Source organism: Duganella sp. AC917 (assembly GCF_979258245.1).
In genome coordinates this window covers 5,625,909-5,649,689 of sequence record NZ_OZ409848.1, presented here as the reverse complement: position 1 = coordinate 5,649,689, position 23,781 = coordinate 5,625,909, and the positions used below count along the sequence as shown (strand labels likewise).

The window sequence follows — 23,781 nt, the reverse complement described above, 5'->3', positions numbered from 1 at the left end:
ATTTATCCTATCTTGCGAGCGGTGTTGATGACGTTGATGCCGTTGAAGCGCGTGGTCGGAGAGCCATGCGAGACGCAGCTGACCTGGCTCGGTTGGCCTTTGCCGTCGAAGAACGAGCCGCCCATGCGCCAATCGCGCTCGTCGCACAACGCCGAACAGGCGTTCCAGAACTCCTGGGTGTTGGACTGGTAGGCCACGTCCTCCAGCGGATTGGTGATCTTGCCGTTTTTGATTTCGAAGTACAGCTGCCCCCCGAACTGGAAGTTATAGCGCTGCTGGTCGATCGAGAACGAACCCCGGCCGAGAATATAGATCCCCTTCTTGACGTCCTTGATCATGTCGTCCGGCGTCAGCGGCTTTTTGCCTGCCTGCAGGGAGACGTTCGGCATGCGCTGGAACTGCACGCTGCTCCAGCTGTCCGCGTACGAGCAGCCGTGCGATTCCTTCTCGCCGATGACGTGCGCCTGGTCGCGGGTGGCCTGGTAGTTGACCAGGATGCCGTCCTTGATGATGTCCCAGCGTTTGGCGGGCACGCCCTCGTCGTCGTAGCCGACGCAAGCCAGCGAACCTGGCGTGGTGCGGTCCGCCACGAAGTTGACCCGCTCCGAGCCATACTTGAATTTTTTGCTTTGCCATTTATCGAGCGTGGCGAAACTGGTACCGGCATAATTGGCTTCGTAGCCCATTACCCGATCGAGTTCGGTGGCGTGGCCGACCGACTCGTGGATGGTCAGGAACAGGTGTTCCGGCGACAGCACCAGATCGTATTTCCCCGGCTCGACCGATTTCGCGGTCAGCTTCTCCCTGGCCTGGCGTCCGGCGGCGCGCGCGTCCTCGATCAAATCGTAGGCGCCTTTGTACAGCGTGGTGACGCCGCCGGCGGCCTTGAACTTGTTTTCGGGCTTCACATCGAAGAACTCGTAGCCCATGCTGGCCGGCGACGACAGGCCGTCGCGCGTGCGGAAGCGGTTGGTGGCCTTGTCGACGGCGGTCGCGGTCAGCGGCGACCACAAACGGTGCATGTCCTGATCGATGTAGGAACCGTCGGTGGAGGCGAAGTACTTTTGCTGGTTCACCTGGAACAGCATCGACTGCATGAAATTGGCGCCAGCGTCCATGCCGGCCTTGTTCGCCGCGATCAGCATCTCGGCCTTTTCCTTGATGGGCACCGTGCGCCAGTCCTTCTTGAACGGCGTGGCCCATGCGACTTCGCCCACGCCCTTGACGGGCGCCAGTTGCACAGGCTCGCTTTGCAGCTTGGCGTTGGCCTTGGCGATGGCGACGGCCTGGCGCGCCGCTTCAGCCACCGAGTCCAACGTCATGATGTTGGTCGAGCAGAAGCCGTAGGCGCCGCCGGCGATCACGCGCACGCCGACGCCGGACGATTCGGTGTTGACGATGTTTTCCACGTTCAGATCGCGCGTGGTGATGAATTGGTTCAGGTAGCGGCCGATGCGCACATCGCAATAGCTGGCACCGGCCTTGGTGGCCGCGTTCATCGCGGCGTCGGCCAGCGATTTTTTGAACTGCACGGCCATGGGGTTGAGCAGCTCTTCGGCCGCGATGGCGTTGCCAAAGACCGGAATCAGCAGGCTGCCACCGGCGGCGGCGCCGACTTTTAGAAATGAACGACGTTCCACATAAACTCCTGAAAAATATGAGCGAGCCGGCACACGTCCCGCCAAAGGCGCGACGCGTGCCAACTTATGCCGTTTTACACCGCGTCCGACAGAGACGTGAAGTTGAAGTCGCGCACCCGCATCGCCGGGATCAACAACTGGTAATCCGACTCGTCGCCAGACAAAATCTCCGGCTTGCCCAGTTCATCGATGTTGTTCAACATCGTCACCGGGCTTTCGTTGAAGCGGAAGTTCTTGATCGGATGCTTGATCTTGCCGTTCTCGATGTAGAAGGTGCCGTCGCGCGTCAGGCCTGTCAACAGCACCGACTGCGGATCGACCATGCGGATATACCAGGTCCGGGTGACCAGCACGCCCTTCTTGGTATTGGCGATCAGCTCCTCGGTCGACTTGTCGGTGCCTGCCATGATGATATTGCCGGGGGCACCAATGGCGCGCTGGCCCTGCTTCTTGGCCCAGAACATCGAGTAGTTCAGGGAGTTGATCTTGCCGTTCTTGATCAAGTCCTGACGCTCGCGCGCCAGCATGCTGCCGTTATCCCACGGGAGCACCGCGACGTTCTTGTCCCAAGGGTCGGCCCAGACGTTGACCTGCTCGTCGAACAGCTTCTCGCCCATGCGATTGCCGCCGCCCTTTTTCGACAGGAAGCTGCGGCCTTCGTCGGCCTGGCGCGCATCGAAGCCGCTGAACATATAGGCCAGCAGGTCCGAGGTGGCGGCCGGCTCCAGAATGACCGTGTAGCGGCCAGGTTCGAGCGCCTTGGCCTCGACCGAGCGCAGCGCCTTTTCGATCGCCACGTTGGACGCTTCGCGCGCGTCGAACATGCTGGCGTCGCCCACGCTGCGCTTGGCCCAGCCGGAACCGCGGCCATCCTCGGTGCGCACGGTGACGCTGAAATCGAGGCCCGTATCGCGCTGGAAGCCGAACACGCCGTTCGAATTGGCGATAGCGGTGAACTTGGAGCTATCGGTGAAAAAGCCCGCCGCCACCAGTTTGTTCTTCTTGCTGTTTTCGATGCTGTAAGCCGCCACCTGCGCGCGGAATTCAGGATCGATGTCGGCGGTTTTCTGGAAGAAGGTCTCGCTACCCTTGTATTGCTGCTTGCTCGGCGTCGGCATGAACTCCGGGTTCTCCGGCGCCAGGCGGGCCAGGTCCTCGGCGCGGCGCACGGCCTTTTCCAGCGACTTGTCGTCCAGCTCATTGATGGTGGCGATGCCCTGCTTCTTGCCGAAGGCGACCGACACCACCAACTGCGTGTCTTCGATCAAACCGGCGGTCGACACGGCGTTACGCGCGTAACGGATATTGCCGGTGCGGCTGCCGCTCAGGTTCACTTCGCACTGGTCGGCCTTGGTCAGCGACAGCACCTTGTCGCAGATACGCTTGGTCTCTTCTTGACTCAAATTCTTCATATTCTCTGTTCTCCAGGCTTAGCCGATTTTGCGTGCGGTGTTGATGACGTTGATGCCGTTGAAGCGCGTGGTGCTGGCGCCGTGCGATACCACCGACGACTGCGAAGGCTGGCCTTTACCGTCGAAGAAGGAACCGCCCATGCGCCAATCGCGCTCGTCGCAAATGCCGGCGCAGGCGTTCCAGAATTCCTGGGTATTGGACTGGTAGGCGACGTCTTCGAGCATCTGGCCGATCTTGCCGTTCTTGATTTCGTAGAACAGCTGGCCGCCGAACTGGAAGTTGTAGCGCTGCTGGTCGATCGAGAAGGAGCCGTCGCCGACGATATATATCCCCTTCTTGACATCCTTGACCATTTCGTCCGGCGTCATCTTCTTCTTGCCCGCCTGGAGGGAGACGTTGGGCATGCGCTGGAACTGCACGCTGCTCCAGTTATCGGCGTACGAACAGCCGTGAGATTCTTTTTCGCCGATGATGTGGGCCTGGTCGCGCGTAGCCTGGTAGTTGACCAGGATACCGTCCTTGATGATGTCCCAGCGCTTGCACTTGACGCCCTCGTCGTCGTAGCCGACGTTGGCCAGCGAGCCTGGCGTGGTCTTGTCGGCGACGATGTTGACGATGTCCGCGCCGTACTTGAATTTCTTGCTCTGCCACTTATCGAGCGTGGCGAAGCTGGTGCCGGCGAAGTTGGCCTCGTAACCCAGCACGCGATCGAGTTCGGTCGGGTGGCCGACCGACTCGTGGATCGTCAGCCACAGGTGTTCCGGCGACAGCACCAGGTCATATTTGCCCGGTTCGACCGACTTGGCGGTCAGCTTTTGCTTGGCCTGTTTGCCGGCCGCGCGCGCGTCTTCGATCAGGTCATAGGAGCCGGTGTACAAGGTGGTCACGCCGCCGGCGGCCTTGATCTTGTGCTCCGGACGCGCGTCCAGGTATTCGTAACCCATGCCGACCGGCGAGGACAAGCCCTGGCGCGAACGGAATTTATTGGTCTTCTTGTCGACGGCGGTGGCGAACACCGGCATCCACAGGCGGTGCAGGTCCTGGTCGATGTAGGAGCCGTCGGTCGATGCGAAGTACTTCTGCTGGTTCACCTGGAACAGCAACGATTGCATAAAGCTCGCGCCACCGTCCATGCCGGCCTTGTTGGCGGCGATCAGCAGTTCGGCCTTTTCCTTGATCGGGACCGTGCGCCAGTCCTTGACGATCGGCGTGGCCCACGACACTTCGCCCACGCCCTTGACCGGGGCCAGTTGAACGGGTTCGGTCTGCAGCTTGGAGTTGGCCTTGGCGATGGCCACCGCTTGGCGGGCCGCGGCGGCCACGCCGTCCGGCGTCATGTCGTTGGTGGCGGCGAAGCCATAGGCGCCGCCGGCGATCACGCGCACGCCGACACCGGCCGATTCCGTGTTGACGACGTTTTCGACATTCAGGTCGCGGGTGGTGATGAACTGGTTCAGGTAGCGGCCGACGCGCACGTCGCAGTACGAGGCGCCCGCCTGCGTGGCCGCCGTCATCGCGGTATCGGCCAGCATTTTCTTGACCTGCAGGGCCATGGGCGCCAGCAGTTCCTCGGCGGCGATCGCGCGACCGAAGGCGGGCAGCAGCATCGTGCCCAGGGCCAGACTACTAATATTGAGGAATGCACGTCGTTCCATCGTATCTCCAAACGTAAGGCAATGATTGTGGGCCATCCGCCCAAGGTTCTGCTTTGCTTTTATTTGCTCTTCTAGCGAGTCCTACTCGTATAGCTTTTGCTTCTTTACGCCGCACCTGAATATCCGTCGCCGTTTGGGCGGGAATGCCAATATTAGCGCCGGATCAAGGATCGGGATAGGCAAAATGTATGCCATCAACAACAACGAAACACTGTGTTACAAGAGTCCCCCGACCACGGGTCAAACGGGCGCAAAGGAAGGGAAAGTGTCCGCAAAAGTGTCCGCGAAGTGTCCGGGCGGTGTCCGCGAGTGTCCGCGATTATTGGGCGCCATGCGCAAAGCGGTCCACGTCGATGCGCCTGGAAGCGCGCCGCACTCCGGTGGTGCGGCCGTCGCAATTCGCTTGACCTGTTGGCATGCATGGCCGATGATCGCGCAGGGCGGGCGACTGCGCGCCGCCAACAGAACCCTCAGGAGACTTTGCATGAAGAGTTATCTCGTAGCCGCCCTGGCCACCACCACGCTGTTCGCTGCAAGCGGCGCGATTGCCGCCACCGAAGCGACCGACGTCAAACTGAAGTCCGCCATCGCCGCCAGCACCCGCACCCCGGCCAACGTGCAGCGCGACGCCTATCGTCATCCTTACGAAACGCTAACGTTCTTCGGCATCCGTCCGAACATGACGGTAGTGGAGCTGGCGCCGGGCGCCGGCTGGTACACCGAGATCCTGGCGCCGTACCTGCGCGATGGCGGCAAGTTGATCGCCGCCGGCAGCGACCTGGCCGCGCCGGACGAGCGCGAACGCAAGAGCGCCGAGCGTTTCATGGCGCGCCTCAACGCCAACCCGGTGTACAGCAAAGTGGCGCTGGGCGTGTTCTCGCCGCCGCGCAAATATGAATTCGCGCCGGCCGGCAGCGTCGACATGGTGCTCACCTTCCGCAATATCCACAACTGGATACCGGCCGGTCCGGAGAATATGAAAGCGCTGTTCGCCAGCGTTTACACCAGCCTGAAACCGGGCGGCGTGTTCGGCGTAGTCGAGCATCGCCTGCCGGCCAACAAGACCCAGGACGAAACGGCCAGCAGCGGTTACATGCACGAGAAGTATGTGATCGGCCTGGCCGAAGCGGCGGGCTTCAAGCTGGCGGCCAAGTCGGAAGTGAACGCCAACCCGAAAGACACCGCCGACCACAAAGGCGGCGTCTGGGCGCTGCCGCCGACCTACGGTAACAAGGACGAGGACCGTGCGAAGTATCAGGCGATCGGCGAAAGCGACCGCATGACACTGAAGTTCGTCAAACCGTAATCAAGTAACGGGGATCAGAACCGGGTGAACTTGTTTTCGTCCGGCGATCCCTGGGCGGCCACGGAGACGGTCCGTGCGCCGCGCGCCATCGCCGGCGCCGCCGCGCCGCCCGCACCTTTGGATGATGCGCTGCGGCGCACCGGCACTTGCTCCTCGATGGCATAGCGTTTGAACACCGCCATCAATTGGCCCAGCTGCTCGGCTTGGGCGCTCATCTCCTCCGACGTTGCCGCCAACTCTTCCGAGCTGGCCGCGTTGACCTGCGTGGTCTGGCTAAGCTGATTGACCGCGCTGTTAATCTGGCGCACGCCGGAACTCTGTTCTTCCGACGCCGCCGATATCTCCTGCACCAGGTCCGACGTCTTGCGGATGTTGGGCACCAGCGCATCGAACATCACGCCGGCCTGCTCGGCCAGATCGACGCTGTCGGCCGCCACCTTGCTGATCTCCTGCGCCGCCACCTGGCTGCGCTCGGCCAGCTTGCGCACCTCGGCCGCCACCACTGCGAAGCCCTTGCCGTGTTCGTGCGCGCGCGCCGCCTCGATGGCCGCGTTCAGCGCCAGCAAATTGGTTTGATAGGCGATATCGTCGATGATGCTGATTTTGCTGGCGATCTGGCGCATCGCCGCCGCCGTCGCCTTCACCACCTCGCCGCCGCGCGTCGCGTCGACGGCCGCCTGGGTGGCGATGCCGTCGGTGATCTTGGCGTTCTCCGTGTTTTGCGCGATCGACGCCGTCATCTGCTCGATCGACGCGCTGGTTTCCTCGACGCCCGCAGCCTGTTCGCTGGCCGCCTGCGACAGCGACTGCGCGGTCGAACTGACTTCCTGCGACGCCCCGGCCAGGCCGGCGACCACCATCTGCACCTCGCGCACGATGCCCGACAGGCTGCGCGCCAGCCAAACCGCCAGCACGCAACCGAGTATGGCAATCACTACATCGATGGACAGGATCAGCCGCTTGGCCGAATCGGTGACTTCGGTCATCGTCGCCGACTCGCGATCGGTCATACTGTCGTTCAGCTTGAGCAGCTTGCGGAAAGCGCCCGCAATCGCTGCGTCGGCGCCCTTGATCGATTTATCCATCTCCGTTGCGCCCATGCCTTTCGCATGCATCGACTCCAGCTCGACCATGCTGTCGCCATAGGCTTTGACGCCAGCCGCCACCTCGCCCAGTAGCACCTGCTCTTCCGCGCTCATCGCACCGGCGGCCTTGTAGTTGGCCATTTCCTTGTCGATATTGGCCAGCGCGGCACGGAACTGGGTGTTCTGATCGCCGCCGCGCAGGATGTAGTTCTTGAATTGCTGGACCGCGTGGCCCTGCGAGATGACGCCCTCCAGCACCGCGTTCTTGCGGGCCAGCGTCACGCTCTCGAAGTGGCTCCACTGTTCATGCAACGCCGTCAGCTTGGCGAAGGCGATAAGCCCCAGCACGACAACCAGCAGCACGATGGCGCCGAATCCGGCGTGCAACCGGGTTTCCATTTTCATTTTCTTGAACATGACTTCCTCCTGGGGTAGTGCGTTGGTGCGGACGCGGTGCGCGGCTACACGTGATCCAAAGCGGCGGGAGCGATTCCGGCCAGGTTGCCGACCGACGCCACGCGCCGCACGTCCAGCAGCAGCACGAAGCGGCCATTGACCTTGCCTATCCCTTGCAGCATTTCGGCGCGCACTTGCGCGCCCAGGCTCGGCGCCGGCTCCACCTCGGACGGCGGAATGTCGAGCACCGCGTTGACCGCATCGACCAGGATGCCGATCACGAAGGCGCCGCCATCGGCGCCATCGCCGTCGACTTCAACGACGATGATGCAGGTGCGTTTGCTGATCGCCACCGGCTCGCGCTCCAGCCGGCACGCCAGGTCGAGCACCGGCACCGCCGTGCCGCGCAGGTTGATCACGCCGCTGATACAAGGTGGCATTTGCGGCACCGGCGTCACGCCGGCGTATTCCAATATCTCGCGCACGGCCAGGATACCCATCGCGAACATGTCCTGGCCCAGCATGAAACTGAGGTACTGCGGCTCGGAGCCTTGCACGTTGTTCATCATGCGCCTCGCTTAAAATTTAACGAAATGCGATTCGTCCGGGTCGGCCATGTCCATCATCTGCTTGCTGCTGCCATGGCCGGACCGGCCGCGCCCGGTGGCGGATTTGAGCGGCTTGGCCGGCGCCCGTGTGGTACGCAACGGACGCGAAGAGCCGGACAGCTTGAAGAACGACATGGTCTCCTGCAGTTGCTCGGCCTGGCCGCTCATCTCCTCGGCGGTGGCGGCCAGCTGCTCGGACGCGGAGGCGTTCTGCTGGGTGGTCTGGCTCAATTGGGTGATGGCCGAATTGATCTGGCCCACGCCGGCCGACTGCTCCTCCGAAGCCGCTGTGATCTCCTGCACCAGATTGGAGGTGCGGCGGATGTTGGGCACCATTTCGTCGAGCAGATGGCCGGCCTTCTCCGCCAGTTCGACGCTGCTGCTGGCGACTTGTTCGATCTCCTGCGCCGCGATCTGGCTGCGTTCGGCCAGTTTGCGTACCTCGGCCGCCACCACCGCGAAGCCCTTGCCGTGCTCCCCCGCACGCGCCGCCTCGATCGCCGCGTTCAGCGCCAGCAGGTTGGTCTGGTAGGCGATATCGTCGATGATGCTGATCTTCTTGGCGATCTGCTGCATCGCCGCCACCGTCGACTTGACCGCCGCGCCACCCTCCACCGCCTCCAACGCCGCCTTGCTGGCGATACCGTCGGTGACCTTGGCGTTCTCGGTGTTCTGGGAAATCGACGCCGTCATCTGTTCGACCGAAGCGCTGGTCTCCTCGGTGCCCGCCGCCTGCTCGCTGGCCGCCTGCGACAGCGACTGCGCGGTCGCGCTGACCTCCTCGGAGGCGCTGGCCAACGACTCGGCGCCGTTGTTCACGTCCTGCACGACCTGGGACAGTTTGTCGATCATGCCCTTCATCGCCGCCAGCAGGCTGGTGGTGTCGCCCGCCCGGACATCGACATCGGCACTGAGGTCACCTTCGGCTACCTTGCGCACGATCGCCGCGGCATAGGAAGGATCGCCGCCCAGCTGGCGCATGATGCCGCTCAGGATGAACAGCCCGATCCCCAGCAGCAGCGCCAGCGCGACACCGGCACTGACATACATGCTATTTTTCGCAGCGGTGGCGGCGGCATCGGCGTGCTTGACGTCGTCCTCGCCGTACTGCACATTCAGCGCCACGAGCTTGTTGAGGCTTTCGGTGGCGGCGTGAAACGCCTCGCGGTTGTCCTGCGTGGTCTTGTGGATGGCGGCGAACAGCTCCTTGCGGCGGGCGCCATCGGCGCGCGCGATCTGTGTCGCCAGATCAGTGACGATCAGGTCGCGCGCCTTCCACGCGTCCCATTGCTTGACGAAGGTCTTCCACTGCGCGGCCTCCTCGGTTTCCTGTGGCAGCGCATCGTAGACCTTCCAGGCAGCGTCGATCACACTCCAGATCTCCTGCTTGCGTTTGATCTCATGCGTGACATCGCCCGCTTCCTCCGGATACATGCCTATCAAGTCCATGGCGCGGTTCGACGAGCGCAGCGCAGTCTGCCCCTCGTTGATAATCATCAGGCTGCGCACCGACGGCATCCGGTTCTTGCCGAGCGTGTCGAGCATCTCGCCCTCGGTCTTCAAGCCGGTGAAGGCGATGACGACCACCACCGCCAGCGCCAGCAGCGCCACCGCCAGCAATGCCAGGATCTTGGTCCGGACGGTCAAGGTTGAAAGCATGATGATTCCCTTCGTTGAAAATGCGATGTGTTAGGACAGCTGTTGCAGGATTTCGCGATAGATCGCATTGAGTGAAACTGTTTTTTCGACGCCGCCGCGTTTGACGGCCTCCTTGGGCATGCCGTAGACCACGCAACTGGCCTCGTCCTGCGCCACGGTGCGCGCGCCGGCCTTGAGCATCTCCAGCATGCCGGCGGCGCCGTCGTCGCCCATGCCGGTCATGATCACGCCCAGCGCGTTGGCGCCCGCCGCCCGCGCGGTGGAGCGGAACAGCACGTCGACCGACGGCCGGTGACGGTTGACCAGAGGACCATCGACTACTTCGACGAAGTACTGGGCGCCGGTGCGGCGCAGCAGCATGTGCTTGCCGCCGGGCGCGATCAGGACCTGCCCTTGCAGCACGCGGTCGTTGTTGGCGGCCTCCTTGACGCGCACCTGGCACACGCTGTCGAGGCGCGCCGCAAAGGCGGCGGTGAATTTTTCCGGCATGTGCTGCACCACCACGATGCCGGGGCATACGCGCGGCAGCGATGTGAGCACCTCCTCCAGCGCCTGCGTGCCGCCGGTGGAGGTGCCGATCGCCACCACGCGTTCGGTGGTGGCGGTCATCGGCCTGGCGTCGGCCGGCGGCAGCACGGCGTCCGCATTGAGCTTGGCGGCGACCGGCGGCAGCGGCGCGCGTCCCGCCAGCCTGCCCACGCGCGCGCCCGACGCCGCCCGCACGGCCGACACCAGTTCGTCGGCGCTGTCGTGCAAAAACTGCTTGAGGTCCAGGCGCGGCTTGGTGATGATGGCGACCGCGCCGGCGCCCAGCGCCTCGACCGACGTCTGCGCGCCCTTCTCCGTCAACGTCGAACAGATCACCACCGGGGTCGGGCGCTCGGCCATGATCTTGCGCAGGAAGGTGATGCCGTCCATCTTGGGCATCTCGACATCGAGCACGATCACGTCGGGCCACTGCACCTTCATGCGCTCCATGGCCAGCAGCGGATTGGCCACCGCGTAGGTGACGGTGATGCCCGGCGCGGCGTTGAGCAGACCGCTGAGGACCTGGCGCACCACGGCCGAATCGTCGACGATCATGACGTTTATTGCACTCATGCGTTTTCCCTGGTGCGGATAGCTTTCGGTTCCGGCGGAATCTGGCGGCTCAACACGTCGCCGCTGCGGATGGTGAAGATCAATTGCCGGTGCCCTTCGCCAAACAGGCTTTCGGACACCACATGTATGCCGTTCTTGTGCAGCATGTCGCGCGCGAAGTCGCCGTTCTGCAGGCCGATGTCGCGCACGTTGGGATTGCGGGGAAACATGGCGCCGCCGCCGAAGATCTTGGCCTGGCACTGCGCGGGCGCCACGTCATGGCGCGCCAGTCCGTCCAGCAGCAGATGCATGGCGTCGTCGCCGTACATGCCCGGCTTCTCGTGCGCTTTGCGATGCGCGGTGCCCGGCAGCAGAAAGTGCGACATGGCGCCGATGCGACGCCCCGGATGCCACAGCGTGACGGAGACGCAGGACCCCAGCAGCGTGCGCACGCGATAGCGCTCGTCGCCGATGAAATAATCGCCGGGCATCAGAAAAATATCGATCAGTTTCGAATCGGGCATGGCGACCGCTATGCCTTCCTGTAGATCGATGGCGCCACAACCGACAAAGTGTCATTGATGTCGTTCAGGGTCTCGGAATGGCCGATCAGGAAATAGCCGCCGGGACGAAGTTGCGCCAGCAGCCGGGCCACCACCTGGCGCTTGGTCTCCAGGTTGAAGTAGATCATCACGTTGCGCAGGAAGATCACGTCGAAGCAGCCGATCTTGGGCAGCGGCGCGTTCAGGTTCACCTGCTGGAACTGCACCCGCTGCCGCAACCCGCGTTCGATCAGCATGGTGCCCGCCTCGCTGCCCTGGCCCTTGAGGCAAAAGCGCTTCAGGTAATCCTGCGGCATCTGCGTGGCGCGCTCCATCGGATAATGGCCGCTGCGGGCCCGCTGCAGCACACGGGTGCTGATGTCGGTGCCCAGCACTTCCCAGGCGGCGTCGCCCAGCACGTCGGCCAGCACCATGGCGATGCTGTAGACCTCTTCGCCGCTGGAGCTGGCCGCGCTCCACACGCGCATCGTCTGGCGCTTGTCGCGCGCGTCGAGCGCCAGCTCGCGCAGCAGCTGGAAGTGTTTGGGCTCGCGGAAGAAATAGGTTTCGTTGGTGGTCAGCAGATCGACCGCCATCTGCAGCTCGGCGGGGTCCGAGCGGCTTTCCAGCAGGCGCAGATAATCGGTGTAGCTATCGAGCTGATAATGCGCCAGGCGCTTGGCCAGGCGGCCGCTGACCAGCGCCTGTTTGCCGTTGGACATGGTGATACCGGCGGCGTCATAAATGAAGCGCTGGAACTGCATGAACTCACGGTCGGAAATGGCTACCAAAGGCATGATGCGTCACATTCAGATAACTGGGAAATCAGGAAAGCAGCGGAGGAGCGCCAGCGGCCGTGTCGTTGGCGCCGGAACGGGCCATCTCCACCACCTCTGCGGTCGACAGCACGCGGTCGATCGCCAGCAGGATGACGAACTTGCTATTGAACTTGCCGATGCCGGCGATGAAATCGGGGCGGATGCGGGTGCCGAAAGACGGCGCCGGCTCGATGTCGCCGGCCGCGATCTCCACCACGGCGTTGACAGCGTCGACCAGCATGCCCAATACCTGCTTGCCGTCGCCGGTGCCTTCGACTTCGACGATGACGATGCAGCTGCGCTTGGTGATGGCGCTGGGATTGCGGCCGAAGCGGGCCGACAGGTCCATCACCGGCACCACGGCGCCGCGCAGGTTGATCACGCCGCGCACGCATGCGGGCATCATCGGCACCGTCGCCAGGCTGCCGTATTCGATGATCTCCTTGATGTGCAGTATGCCGACGGCGAACTGCTCCTGGCCCAGCATGAAGGTCAGGAACTGGCTGGGCAGCGCCGCCCCGCTTTGCAGCGCGACGATCGCATTGCTGCCGTAGGTGACGACGTTGTTCGCCGATAGCGGACTGGCGGCGGCGTTGGCCGACTGGTTAATCATTTGCGTAGTCTCCTTGTTTCACTAGGCGGCCAGGGCCACCGTGCCTTTGCCGCCGACAGCCTGCATCAGCGATGCCACGTCCAGGATCAGTGCCACCTCGCCGCTGCCAAGGATGGTCGAGCCGCTGATGCATTTGACTTCGCTGAACATGGGGCTGAGCGGCTTGATGACGGTCTGGAATTCGCCCAGCAAGGTGTCGACTACCAGGCCGGCGCGGGTGGTGCCCAGCTTGAGCACCACGATGCTCTCGCGCCGCGTGGCCGCGCCGTCGATGCGGAACAGCGACCGCAGACGGATGAACGGCAGCACCTGGCCGCGCAGATTGCAGTAGTCCTGTCCCGGCTCGGTGGCGAACTCGATGCATTCCTCGATCATGTCGAGCGGGATGACGAACACGGACGCGCCGACCTGCACCAGGAAGCCGTCGATGATGGCCAATGTCAGCGGCAGGCGCACGGTGACGGTGGTGCCGGCGCCCTCCCTGCTGTTGACGTCCACGCTGCCGCGCAGCGCGGTGATGTTACGCTTGACGACATCCATGCCGACGCCGCGTCCGGACAGGTTGGTGACCTTCTCCGCCGTCGAGAACCCGGCCTCGAAGATCAGGTTATAAATCTCGCTGTCGCTCAGTTTGCGCTCCGGATCGACGAGCCCGCGCTCGACCGCCTTGGCCAGGATTTTCTCCTTGCGCAGGCCGCCGCCGTCGTCGCTCACTTCGATGACGATGCTGCCCGATTCATGGAAGGCGTTCAGTTTGATCATGCCCTTGGCCGGCTTGCCGCTGGCGATGCGCACGTCGGCCGGCTCGATGCCGTGGTCCATGGCGTTGCGCACCAGGTGCATCAGCGGATCGCCGATTTTCTCCACCACCGTTTTGTCCAGTTCCGAATCCTCGCCGTCGACCATCAGGCCGATGTCCTTGCCCAGCTCACGCGCGACATCGTGCACCACGCGCTGGAAGCGGTTGAAGGTGGCGCCGATTTTGACCATGCGCAGCTCCAGCGCGGCGTCGCGCACTTCCTCGACCAAACCGGATAGCGTCGACGTGCATTCCTGCAGATCGGTGTTGTGTATCTGCTGACCGATCATGCTGGCGCGGGCGCCGGCGATGATCAACTCCCCCACCAGGTCGATCAGGCGATCAAGCTTGTCGGAATCGACGCGCACCGAACGGCTTTCCTGCGCCTTCTGCTCGACCACCTGCTTCTGCTTGGCCAGCGCCGCCTCCACCACCACCGGCGGCACGTTGCCGGCGGCGACCAGGATGCTGCCCAGGCGCGGCGGCGGCTCGTCCGCGTCACCGTTGCCTTTCGCCTCGCCGCTGGACTGCTGTTGCAGCGCGCCCGCGAGTTCGGAGGCGGTCACGCTGCCGCACAGGACCAGGATCTCGCCCAGGCGCGCCGGCAGTTCCGGCAGCGCGCGAATCAAGTCCACGTATTGCGACACTTTGCTGTGTGGCGGGATGATGCGGATCTCGCAGTCGTCCTGCACGAACTCGAACACGCCGACGATGGCCTCGCGGTCGGCGGAGCTATCGAAGGCGATCTCGAATCCCAGGTAGCACAGCTCCGCGTCCATTTCCTCGGCCGCCGGCAGGGCGTCGGGCACGGTGGCGATGCCGACGATCTTGCCCAGCTTGGCCAGATAACGCAGGAACGCGATCGGATCCATCCCGTTCTGCAAAACGCCACGGCCGAAACGCAACGAGATATGCCAGTAATCGCTGTCGCCGGCCACCTTGTCGATGCGCTCGACGCCGGGCTCGGACTGCACGGTCAGCGACTGCGCCGACGATTGGGCGTGGTCATGGGCGCCACTGGCCTCGCCATGGCCGCCCGACATATGCCGGCGCAGCTGGTGCAGCAGCATCTCGCCCTCGGGCGCGGTGTCGGGATCGGCCTCCAGCTGGCCGGCGGCCAGCGCGTCGGTCATGCCGGACAAATAGTCGCAGCACGACAGCAGCAGCACGATCATTTCATCGTTGATCACCACGCGGCCGTCGCGGACCTCGTCCAGCAGGCTTTCCACCACATGGGTGAAGGCGACGATGTGATCGAGGCTGAATAATCCGGCCGAGCCCTTGATGGTGTGGGCGGCGCGGAAGATGGCGTTGATCGCCTCGCCCTGGTCGCCGGCGATGTCGATATTGAGCAGCGCGTTCTCCATGTCCTCCAGGAGCTCGCGGCTTTCGGTGATGAAGGTCTGTAGCGCTTCGTCCAGGTTCATGACTGGCCCTCCGATGAATTTAGCTGTGGATCAGCAGGGCGTCGCCGAAGAAGGCGCCCAGGTTGAGCATCTCGACAATCTCGACGACGGCGGGGCTGTGGTTCAGCAGGCGCAGTTCGCGCTGGTCTGCACTCGCCGTGTTCTTGGCCAGCATCAGCACCTGCAGGCCGGCCGTATCGAGTTCGGTCACGCCGGACAAGTCGATCTCCAGCACCGGCGATTTGCGCAGCGCCTCCAGCACGGTCACCTTCAGATCGGCGGCGCGGTAGATCGTCAGCTCGCCGTCGATCGCAAGGCGCGTGACGCCGCCGGCGTCGTCGGAACTCACGGCAGCACCAGCTTGGCGACAGCGCCGAGCAGCACTTCCGGCTTGAACGGCTTGACCACCCACGCCTTGGCGCCGGCGGCCTTCCCCTCTTCCTTCTTGCCCTCCTGCGATTCGGTGGTAAGCATGATGACCGGCGTGAAACGGTAGTTCGGCAGCTGCTTGAATTCCTTGACGAAGGTGATGCCGTCCATGTTGGGCATGTTCACGTCGCACACCACCAGATGGATTTTCTGGCCGGTGCATTTGGACAGCGCGTCGACCCCGTCGCGGCCTTCGATGACGTCGTAGCCGGCGCCCTTGAGCGCGATGCCCACCACCTGGCGCAAAGACGCGGAATCGTCGACCACCATAATCGTTTTTGCCATGGTTTTTCTACCTTGTTATCTATCTGTGATTCAGAAAAAAGTGATCTCGTCGGCGGCGGCTGCGACCGGCGCGGCGTGCCTGGAGCCGCCATGCACCGCGTGCTCCTCGGCCATCGCGTAGGTCTTCTGCAACTCGTGCAGCAGTGGCGCCGGGTCGAGCGGCTCGAGCACGTGGCCGGCCTCGTAGCGCACGCGGTTCTCGCGCAGCAGCGACGGCAGCAGCTCCATGTTTTCGCGCACGTGCGCCATCACCTGACTCACGCGGTCCTGGAACTGCAGCTGCACCAGTGCCTGGCCAACCTCGCCCTGGATGCCGATGCTCTCCTGCTTGAGCAGGTCGGACGACTGCACCAGCGCGTCGGTCATGGTGCGGAAGTCGGCCAACACGGTGTCGATCATGCCTTCGGCCGATTGCATCGAGCGGTTTTCCTGCTCGCTCGATTGCTCGGCCGCCTGGCTGGCGGCCAGGATCGCGCTGCTGATCAAACCGACCCGGTTGGAGATGTTGCGGCCCGTCTCGGCGGAGCGGCTCGACAGGTTGCGCACCTCTTGCGCGACCACCGCGAAGCCGCGTCCCGCCGGTCCGGCGCGCGCCGCTTCGATCGCGGCATTGAGCGCCAGCAGGTTGGTTTGCGCGGCGATGCTGGCCACGCCTTCGGCCATGTCGCGCAGCTCGCGCGTGAAGCGTTCCAGGTCCTTGATCTGCGTGAGCATGGCCTGCTTGGACGTCATCGCCGATTTCATCGACGCCACCACGGAGCCAAGCTGCGACTGGCTGTGTGCGAATACTTCGGTCATCGACGGTGCGCCTTTGCCGCCGTCGATGCTGGACACGTGCAGCGCGTTGTCGAGCTTATCGACGATGCTGGAGAAGCGTCCGGCCAGGTCGGCGACGGCTTCCTCCATTTGCGTGCGGGAGTTCTCGATATGCCGGCACCAGATCGGCAGCACGGCATCGCCGAAGCGTTCGCGCCCGTCGAGGTAATCATCGACCATCGACGATGCGCCAGTGCCGGCCTGCGTTTGTCCGAACGCGCACCACGCGGCGGCGGCCAGCAACAACGCCGCCCACAGCACCGTGTACCAACCCCACGCGCCCCATCCCGCCACGATCGTTCCGAGCGCGCCGGCGCCGGCGAGCGCAAACGGCATCACGACGCTTCTGTCTAATACAAAGGAATTTGTCTTCACTAATCACCACGCTGAGGTCTCAAAAACGTTGCCGATGGAAACGTCTGAAGGTCCACTCTATCGCACTTGAACCGCGTTTGTTCCCATAAAGTTTAAATCTGGCAGGCTCATCGCGTAATGCTGTTGCACCCGCGCAACCACAAACGGCGCCTTATGGAGACTAGCAAAACGGTACTTTCATGCATACCGCAGCAGGTCGTAGACTCTCGACAATGTTTAACTTTCGATGTAGATTGGCAAGGTTGCATAGCTGCTATGACAGCGTCGCACCCCCCACTTAAATTGAAGGAAAAACTATGAAACAATATGGCGCGGAATTTTTTGGAACATTTTGGCTTGTGCTTGGCGGCTGCGGCAGCGCGGTGCTGGCGGCGGCCTTTCCCGGCGTCGGCATCGGCCTGCTTGGCGTGTCGCTGGCGTTCGGCCTGACGGTGTTGACGATGGCGTACGCGATCGGCCACATCTCCGGCTGCCACCTCAACCCGGCGGTGTCGATCGGCCTGTGGGCCGGCGGCCGCTTCCCTGCCAATAAGCTGCTGCCGTACATCGTGGCGCAGGTGCTGGGCGCGATCGTCGCCGGCGGCGTGCTGTATGTGATCGCCACCGGCAAGGCCGGCTTCGACGTGGCCGGCGGCTTCGCCTCCAACGGCTACGGCGAGCATTCGCCGGGCGGCTACTCGCTGACGGCGGCGCTGGTGACCGAGGTCGTGATGACGATGATGTTCCTGCTGATCATACTGGGCGCGACCGACGAACGCGCGCCGAAGGGCTTCGCGCCGCTGCCGATCGGCTTCGCGCTGACGCTGATCCACTTGATCAGCATCCCGGTCACCAACACCTCCGTCAACCCGGCACGCAGCACCGGCGTGGCGCTGTACGTCGGCGACTGGGCCACCGCGCAGCTGTGGGCGTTCTGGGTCGCGCCGATCGTCGGCGCGCTGCTGGGCGCCGCCATCTACCGCGTCATCGGCAAGCCGGAGCAAGTGAGCGAAGTGACAAACGTACGTAAAGCGGCTTAACAGCGAAATCAGTCACCCCGCTGGTCCGGACGCATAAGCCGGACCAGCCCATCCCCGCGCATTCGCGCACCGCCGCACCCTGCGACGCGAAAAGGTTTACACTTCGTCCTCGCCAGGCCGGCTATTCACACACCGGCATCCATCCCACCATCGCCGGTTGCATCAGCCGCGCCATCGAAACATGAATCAGGCATTTTTAGAGCACAGAGCAAAGTACCGCGACGCTGTCACCCAACGCTACCGCGTGACCCCGGAAATGTACGACGAGGTATCGCGCCTGCTGGCGCCGATCGCCGCGCCGGTCAGCATGCGCAAGGGCGAGTACCTGCAACGCATCGGCGAGCTGGCGCAAAGCGTGTACTGGCTGCACAGCGGCGTCGCCCGCACCGGTTTCGTCACCGACGCCGGCGCCGAGGTGACCTTGTACTTCCGCACGGACGGCCAGGCCGCCGCCGCCCAGGACGATCTACTGCGGGCCGACCAGAACCAGTTGTCGCACAATTTCGTCATCGCCGAAACGGCGGTCCACGGCTACCGCATCGATTGGGTCGCGTTGAGCGGCCTGGCGCAGCGCCACGGCGTGCTGCGCGACTATTATCTGAAGGCCTCGGAGCACCTCATCATCGACCAGGGCAAGCGGCTGTACTTGAGCGTGTGCCCGGCCGTGGGCCGGCTGGCGGCGTTCCGGCGCGACTATCCCGGCCTGGAGCACCGCCTCTCGCAAAAGGTAGTGGCGTCCTTCCTCGGCGTCACGCCGCAGTACATGTCGCACCTGCTGCGCCAGGACGCGGCCGACAACCAACGCAATTAGGCGGGACGAAAAAAAAGCGTCACGGGGGACGCTTTCCTGGACCGGAACGCGCTCTATGCGCGCCCTATGTGCGGTCCTATTTCTTCATGCCGGTGATCTTGTTCTGGCCATCGACGAACACGATCTTCGGCTTGTAGTCGGCGATTTGCTCTTCGGTCATCGGCGCGTAGGTGCAGATGATCAGCAGGTCGCCCAGATGCGCCTTGCGGGCCGCCGCGCCGTTCAGCGAGATCTCACCGGTGCCGCGCAGGCCCGGAATCGCGTAGGTCGCGAAACGCTCGCCGTTGTTCACGTTATACAGATCGATATGCTCGTTCGGCAGAATATCGGCCGCCTCCAGCAGATCCATATCGATACCGCAGGAACCCTCGTAGTTCAGATCCGCCTGCGTGACAGTAACCCGGTGCAGCTTGGCGCGCAGCATAACTCGTTGCATAGACATCTTCCTCATCCCTCGATTAGTAATCATTCAAGCTTGCCAAAGTGCCTTTGCGGGACCCGGTGCAATGCGAGGTCGGTATCATATCACTAGCCGCCCTCGGGCGCTATTTTGGCGAGGGCGTGAAGTTCAGGTCCTGGAAGTCGTAGCTGAAGTCCGTCTCGGTCGAAATCGGCGCCATCTTCATGCGCTCGATGCTGCCGTTCGGGTTCAGCGCGAACGTCACGTAGGCGTCGGCGTTGAAGCTGCGCTCCTTCCAGCGGACGATGAAGGTGTCGTGCTGGAAGTGCTCCAGCTCCCCGGTGAGGTCCGGCGTGCGGGCGAAGCGCATCACGCGCTTGCCGCCTTCGGCCGCGATGGTGACCTTGCCGTACCACGGATCTTCATACGTGCCGTCGTAGGACGCCAGCGGCAGCGACGGCGACGACTTGGCTGCGCGCGCCGTGTGCTCCTTGCCCAGCCGCTCCAGCTCCTCCTTGTGGGCCGCCGCCTCCTGCTCGGCATACAGCTTGATCCAGTCGCTGGCCGGCACCTTCAGGTACTGGTCGAGGATGCGCCAGTACAGCGCCGACATCGCCGGGCTGTTTTCAGCATTGGTCAGAATCGCAATGCCCAGTTTTTCTTCGGGCACCATCAGCACCGTCGAATAGAATCCCACCAGCGCGCCGCCGTGCATGGCGATCTTGCGGCCCTTGTAGTCGCGCAGGCTGAAACCCAATCCGTACGCGGAGAAGTTAGGCTTGGTCGCGGCCAGCGCCGGTTTCGGTTCGCGGATGCGGATCGGCGTTTGCTGGGTCCACATCTCGGCCAGCTGCTTGGCACCGATCAGCTGCTTGCCTTCCGGGGTCTTGCCGTCGTTGAGCAGTAAATTCATCCAGCGCGCCACATCCTCCGCGCTGGTGTTGATGCCCACCGCGCCGACCGCGTTCGGCACCGGTATCGGCTTGACCACCACCGGCTTGTCATCGACCTTGCTGTGCGGGGACGCGTAGTCGGCGCTGGCCAGCATCGCGGCAACGCTGGTGGTGGTGCCGTCCATGCCCAGCGGCGTCAGGAAGCGGTCGCGGATGGCGTCGCCCCACGGCTTGCCGTCCTTCTCCGCGATGATTTTGCCGGCGACGATATAAAGCAGGTTGTCGTAGGCGTAGCTGTTGCGGAAGCTGGTGGCCGGCTTGATGTAGCGCAGCCGCGCAATGATCTCGTCGGTGCTGAAGCTGGTCGTGGGCCACCACAGCAGATCGCCGGCGCCCAGACCCAGGCCGCTGCGGTGCGTCAGCAGGTCGCGCACCGTCATCGAACCGGTGACGTAGGCGTCGTACATCTGGAAGCCCGGCAGGTGCTTGGTGACCGGGTCGTCCCAGGCGATCTTGCCCTCGTCGACCAGCATCGCCAGCGCGGCGGCGGTGAAGGCCTTGGAGTTGGACGCCACTTCGAACAGCGTCTTGCCGTCGACCGGTTTGGGCTCGCCCAGCTTGCGCACGCCGTAGCCCTTGGCCGCGACAACCTTGCCGTCCTTGACGATGGCGATGGCCATGCCCGGTACGCCAAAGGTTTTGAGGGCGCGGTTGACGTCGGCGTCGAGGTCGAAGGCGGGAGCCGGCGCCGTCGTCGTGGCGGCGGTGCTTGCAGCTGCCGTTGTCGTAGCAGTTGCGGCACCGGACACCGCGCAAAGCGATGCCACCAGCGCCGCGACGATAGTACGGGAGAACTTCATCATCGATTCAGTTTGAATTGTTTGTCGACCGAGGCCTGCGTCACCGGATGATAGTGGTCGCGCGCCTTGGCGTAGACGGCGCGTGCCCAATCTTTGTCCGCAGGGTTCTTCAACAGCGCGCTATACAGCGGCACGACGAATTTCTGCCGGCCCACGCTCATGAGGAACTTGTTGAGCGGCTCGCGCACGTTGTAGCCGGCCTTGACGGAGCCGAGGTAGAAGCGGTACGCGATCTCGTTGTTACCGCTCTTGGCCAGGCCGAACGCCTGGTCCAGCTCCTGCATCTGCGCAGCGGTGGCCTTGCCCTCGATATCGTTCAGGAAGTGCATCCACTCGAGCGCGATCCAGCCCTTTCCGCCCAACTCGGCGGTCGGCAGTTCGCCCTTGAGCCACGCGGTGCGTTGCGCGTCGAGCGCGGCGAGGCGCGGCGAGACCGCGCGCACGGCGGTGGCGGGAATGCCCGGGCCATACAGCCATTCGTCCAGCTCCGCTTGCGGCATGTACTCGGGATGCGCTTCGAGCAGGTTCTTTTTCAGATACTCGACGAATTCCTCCGTGGTGGCCGACTTGAACGCGTGCTGGTCGAACCATCCGCGCAGGAACGGATCGAACACCTCGCGTCCGGCGCGCTGCTCGATGGTGCGAAGGAACCACGCGCCCTTCGGATAAATCAGGCCGCCGTCGGCGTAGGTCGACGGATCGGTGTCCGGGCCGCGCGTGGACAGCGCCTGTTTGGAGGCCGGCACGGTCAGCAGCGACACCAGCGCCTCCTCCTGCTCGACCTGCAGGTTCATCTCGGCGATTTCGGGGCCGTAGATTTTCTCGACGATGCGGGTGGTGACGTAGGTGGTGAAGCCCTCGTTGAGCCACATGTGCTTCCACGAGGCGTTGGTCACCAGGTTGCCCGACCAAGAATGCGCCAGTTCATGGGCGATCAGATCGACCAGACTGCGGTCGCCCGCGATCATGGTCGGCGTGAGGAAGGTCAGGCGCGGATTTTCCATGCCGCCGTACGGGAACGACGGCGGCAGCACGATCATGTCGTAGCGCTCCCACCGGTAAGGTCCGTACAGGCTTTCGGCAGCGCTGATCATCTTCTCGGTGTCGGCCAGTTCGCTGGCGGCGGCCTCGATGCGCGCCGGTTCGGCGTAGACCGCCGAGCGCGCACCGAGCTTGCGCACCTCGATCTCGCCGATGGCGATGGCCAGCAGGTACGACGGAATCGGCTGCGCCATCTTGAACTTCCAGCCGCCTTCGCCGGTGGCGGCGGGGTCGTTGTCGGCGCTCATCAACACGCGCAGGCCGGCCGGCGCGTCGATGCGCGCGCTGTAAGTGAAGCGCACCGCCGGCGTATCCTGAACCGGCGCCCACGAGCGGGCGTTGATGTCCTGCGACTGACTGAACATGAACGGGCGCTTGCCCGACATGGTCTGCGCGGGCGACATCCATTGCAGGGCGGCGGCCGACGGCGCGGTGCGGTAGTAGACGCGCACCTTCTGCGGCTGGAACGGCAGCGCGATGCGCAGCGCCCGGCCCTTCTGCACATCGAGCTTGTCGAGCATGAAGGAGGCCGAGGTCCAGCGGCCGCTCGGATTGAGCACCTGCACCTTGGCGATATTGAGTTCATTCGTGTCGAGCACCAGCGTACGGGCCGACTTGTCGATCCAGTTCAGCGTCAGCTCGGCGTAACCGCCCAGCGTCTTGCGGCCGAAATCGGCCTTCAGGTCCAGATACAGGTCGCTGGTGCGGACCTGATCGTAGCGCGCGTAGCTCAAAGGGTCGGCGTGGGCGGCGAGCGACATCAGTGCGGTTAGCACCAACGCGGACAGTGTCTTCTTGATAGGCATGGTGATCTTTTCAATGTTGGTCTGAAGCGCGATGCAGAATATCACAGGCATGTAACAGGCATGTGTGCGGCCGCCAACGGAGGCGAATAAAGCACCGTGGTAGAGCCGGGGGCGAAAGGCTGTGCTAAAATACGCGCCGAAATTGGGGAGTAGTCGGCTTGCGCCTCCCGGCGCAGGAACCTGTATCAACATAATCGGTCCGCAGACCGTGGTGCAGGTGGTTGAAAAACTTGACGAGACCATGATCGAGGGGCGGCCATGATGGGCCGGAGTCGCGCCTGGATCATTGGTTAATCGTTACCGGCCCGCGTACTTCTTACCTCCTCATGGAAGCATTCCTCGTCTCCACCGGCATTGTCGCTCTCGCAGAAATCGGCGACAAAACCCAGCTGCTCGCTTTCGTCCTGGCCGCCAAATTCCGGCGCCCGCTGCCCATCATTGCCGCCATTTTCATCGCCACCATCGCCAACCACGCGTTCGCGGCGGCCATCGGCACCTGGATCACCGGCCTGCTGGGGCCCGACACCTTGCGTTGGGTGCTGGGCGCGTCGTTCCTGGCGATGGCCGCATGGACTTTGGTGCCCGACAAGCTCGATGACGAGGATACCCGGCTGGCGGGTTACGGCGTGTTCATGACCACCCTGATCGCCTTCTTCGTCGCCGAGATGGGCGACAAGACGCAGGTGGCCACGGTGGCGCTGGCCGCGCGCTACGACGCGCTGGTGGCCGTCGTCTGCGGCACCACCCTCGGCATGATGATCGCCAATGTGCCGGCGGTCTACCTCGGCGACCGGATCGCCAACCGGGTCTCGCTCAAGCTGGTGCACGGCATCGCCGCCGCCGTCTTCGCGCTGCTCGGCGTGGCGACGCTGTTGGGCGCCGGCGCCAGCCTGGGCGTCTAACCCCAACCCGGGGTCAAGTCTGTCATTCGGACACAAGCTCAGCCCTGCGAGCGCCTTAAGGATGGGGCCGTGTCCGAATGACAGACTTGACCCCGGCGATTACGGTCATTCGGACACAAGCTCA

21 protein-coding genes and 1 riboswitch are annotated in these 23,781 nt (G+C 63.7%); of the genes, 4 read left to right on the top strand and 17 right to left on the bottom strand.

Translation table 11 applies throughout. From position 1 onward, the window contains the following. Window positions 1–2: 2 nt before the first annotated feature. The 3 genes from ACZ0BA_RS24715 to ACZ0BA_RS24705 form a co-directional block, all read right to left on the bottom strand. Window positions 3–1,640: a TldD/PmbA family protein gene (locus ACZ0BA_RS24715; protein WP_463453784.1), complete on the bottom strand. Its 1,638-nt coding sequence runs from the start codon at window positions 1,638–1,640 to the stop codon at window positions 3–5. A gap of 74 nt (window positions 1,641–1,714) precedes the next feature. Further along, window positions 1,715–3,052 carry a TldD/PmbA family protein gene (locus tag ACZ0BA_RS24710; protein WP_463453783.1) on the bottom strand — a complete coding sequence of 446 codons (1,338 nt, stop codon included), beginning with the start codon at window positions 3,050–3,052 and terminating at the stop codon, window positions 1,715–1,717. An 18-nt stretch (window positions 3,053–3,070) separates the two neighbouring features. Further along, on the bottom strand, window positions 3,071–4,708 hold the full coding sequence (locus ACZ0BA_RS24705) for a TldD/PmbA family protein (protein ID WP_463453782.1): 1,638 nt from the start codon (window positions 4,706–4,708) through the stop codon (window positions 3,071–3,073). 484 nt (window positions 4,709–5,192) lie between these two features. On the opposite strand from ACZ0BA_RS24705, the gene ACZ0BA_RS24700 reads away from it, so the two are divergent. Beyond that, window positions 5,193–6,014: a class I SAM-dependent methyltransferase gene (locus ACZ0BA_RS24700; protein ID WP_463453781.1), complete on the top strand. Its 822-nt coding sequence runs from the start codon at window positions 5,193–5,195 to the stop codon at window positions 6,012–6,014. Between the two features lie 14 nt (window positions 6,015–6,028). Here the strand turns inward: ACZ0BA_RS24700 and ACZ0BA_RS24695 are convergent, their stop codons facing one another. The 11 genes from ACZ0BA_RS24695 to ACZ0BA_RS24645 are packed head-to-tail and all read right to left on the bottom strand — an operon-like array spanning window position 6,029 to window position 16,886. Next, window positions 6,029–7,516, bottom strand: coding sequence for a methyl-accepting chemotaxis protein (locus ACZ0BA_RS24695; protein WP_463453780.1), 1,488 nt, complete (start codon window positions 7,514–7,516; stop codon window positions 6,029–6,031). 44 nt (window positions 7,517–7,560) lie between these two features. Next, window positions 7,561–8,064, bottom strand: a complete 504-nt coding sequence (locus tag ACZ0BA_RS24690; protein WP_463453779.1) for a chemotaxis protein CheW — start codon at window positions 8,062–8,064, stop codon at window positions 7,561–7,563. A gap of 9 nt (window positions 8,065–8,073) precedes the next feature. After that, on the bottom strand, window positions 8,074–9,762 hold the full coding sequence (locus ACZ0BA_RS24685; RefSeq protein ID WP_463453778.1) for a methyl-accepting chemotaxis protein: 1,689 nt from the start codon (window positions 9,760–9,762) through the stop codon (window positions 8,074–8,076). Between the two features lie 30 nt (window positions 9,763–9,792). Beyond that, window positions 9,793–10,863 (bottom strand): protein-glutamate methylesterase/protein-glutamine glutaminase, encoded by a 1,071-nt coding sequence (locus tag ACZ0BA_RS24680; protein ID WP_463453777.1) that lies wholly within the window; start codon window positions 10,861–10,863, stop codon window positions 9,793–9,795. Then, window positions 10,860–11,366 carry a chemotaxis protein CheD gene (locus ACZ0BA_RS24675; RefSeq protein WP_463453776.1) on the bottom strand — a complete coding sequence of 169 codons (507 nt, stop codon included), beginning with the start codon at window positions 11,364–11,366 and terminating at the stop codon, window positions 10,860–10,862. Before ACZ0BA_RS24675 ends, ACZ0BA_RS24680 begins: the two co-directional genes overlap by 4 nt. 8 nt (window positions 11,367–11,374) lie before the next feature. Further along, a complete protein-coding gene (locus ACZ0BA_RS24670; RefSeq protein WP_463453775.1) occupies window positions 11,375–12,181 on the bottom strand; it encodes a CheR family methyltransferase in 807 nt (268 codons plus the stop codon). Window positions 12,182–12,209: 28 nt separating this feature from the next. Further along, entirely contained in the window at window positions 12,210–12,815 is a 606-nt protein-coding gene (locus tag ACZ0BA_RS24665; RefSeq protein ID WP_463453774.1) for a chemotaxis protein CheW, read from the bottom strand. 21 nt (window positions 12,816–12,836) lie between these two features. Beyond that, complete coding sequence (locus ACZ0BA_RS24660) at window positions 12,837–15,041, bottom strand: chemotaxis protein CheA (RefSeq protein WP_463453773.1); 2,205 nt, start codon at window positions 15,039–15,041, stop codon at window positions 12,837–12,839. Window positions 15,042–15,060: 19 nt separating this feature from the next. After that, window positions 15,061–15,369, bottom strand: coding sequence for an STAS domain-containing protein (locus ACZ0BA_RS24655; protein ID WP_463453772.1), 309 nt, complete (start codon window positions 15,367–15,369; stop codon window positions 15,061–15,063). After that, window positions 15,366–15,734, bottom strand: coding sequence for a response regulator (locus ACZ0BA_RS24650; RefSeq protein ID WP_090325726.1), 369 nt, complete (start codon window positions 15,732–15,734; stop codon window positions 15,366–15,368). Before ACZ0BA_RS24650 ends, ACZ0BA_RS24655 begins: the two co-directional genes overlap by 4 nt. Window positions 15,735–15,764: 30 nt before the next feature. Next, the gene (locus tag ACZ0BA_RS24645; RefSeq protein WP_463453771.1) at window positions 15,765–16,886 is read right to left on the bottom strand and encodes a methyl-accepting chemotaxis protein; all 1,122 of its coding nucleotides are present in this window, start codon (window positions 16,884–16,886) and stop codon (window positions 15,765–15,767) included. A 335-nt stretch (window positions 16,887–17,221) separates the two neighbouring features. Between ACZ0BA_RS24645 and aqpZ the strand changes: the two genes are divergently transcribed. Next, window positions 17,222–17,944: an aquaporin Z gene (gene aqpZ / locus ACZ0BA_RS24640; RefSeq protein ID WP_463453770.1), complete on the top strand. Its 723-nt coding sequence runs from the start codon at window positions 17,222–17,224 to the stop codon at window positions 17,942–17,944. Window positions 17,945–18,125: 181 nt separating this feature from the next. Next, a complete protein-coding gene (locus tag ACZ0BA_RS24635) occupies window positions 18,126–18,755 on the top strand; it encodes a Crp/Fnr family transcriptional regulator (RefSeq protein ID WP_463453769.1) in 630 nt (209 codons plus the stop codon). Window positions 18,756–18,831: 76 nt separating this feature from the next. On the opposite strand, the gene panD is transcribed toward ACZ0BA_RS24635, so the two are convergent. The 3 genes from panD to ACZ0BA_RS24620 all read right to left on the bottom strand — a co-directional run bounded on the left by panD (window position 18,832) and on the right by ACZ0BA_RS24620 (window position 22,755). Beyond that, entirely contained in the window at window positions 18,832–19,191 is a 360-nt protein-coding gene (panD, locus tag ACZ0BA_RS24630) for an aspartate 1-decarboxylase (RefSeq protein ID WP_463453768.1), read from the bottom strand. A 109-nt stretch (window positions 19,192–19,300) separates the two neighbouring features. Next, entirely contained in the window at window positions 19,301–20,908 is a 1,608-nt protein-coding gene (locus ACZ0BA_RS24625) for a serine hydrolase (RefSeq protein ID WP_463453767.1), read from the bottom strand. Continuing rightward, window positions 20,908–22,755, bottom strand: a complete 1,848-nt coding sequence (locus ACZ0BA_RS24620) for a M1 family metallopeptidase (protein ID WP_463453766.1) — start codon at window positions 22,753–22,755, stop codon at window positions 20,908–20,910. Before ACZ0BA_RS24620 ends, ACZ0BA_RS24625 begins: the two co-directional genes overlap by 1 nt. Before the next feature lie 132 nt (window positions 22,756–22,887). Further along, a riboswitch (yybP-ykoY riboswitch) is annotated at window positions 22,888–23,073 on the top strand. Between the two features lie 8 nt (window positions 23,074–23,081). Here ACZ0BA_RS24620 and ACZ0BA_RS24615 point away from each other — a divergent pair. Beyond that, entirely contained in the window at window positions 23,082–23,657 is a 576-nt protein-coding gene (locus ACZ0BA_RS24615) for a TMEM165/GDT1 family protein (RefSeq protein ID WP_463453765.1), read from the top strand. Window positions 23,658–23,781 lie beyond the last annotated feature (124 nt).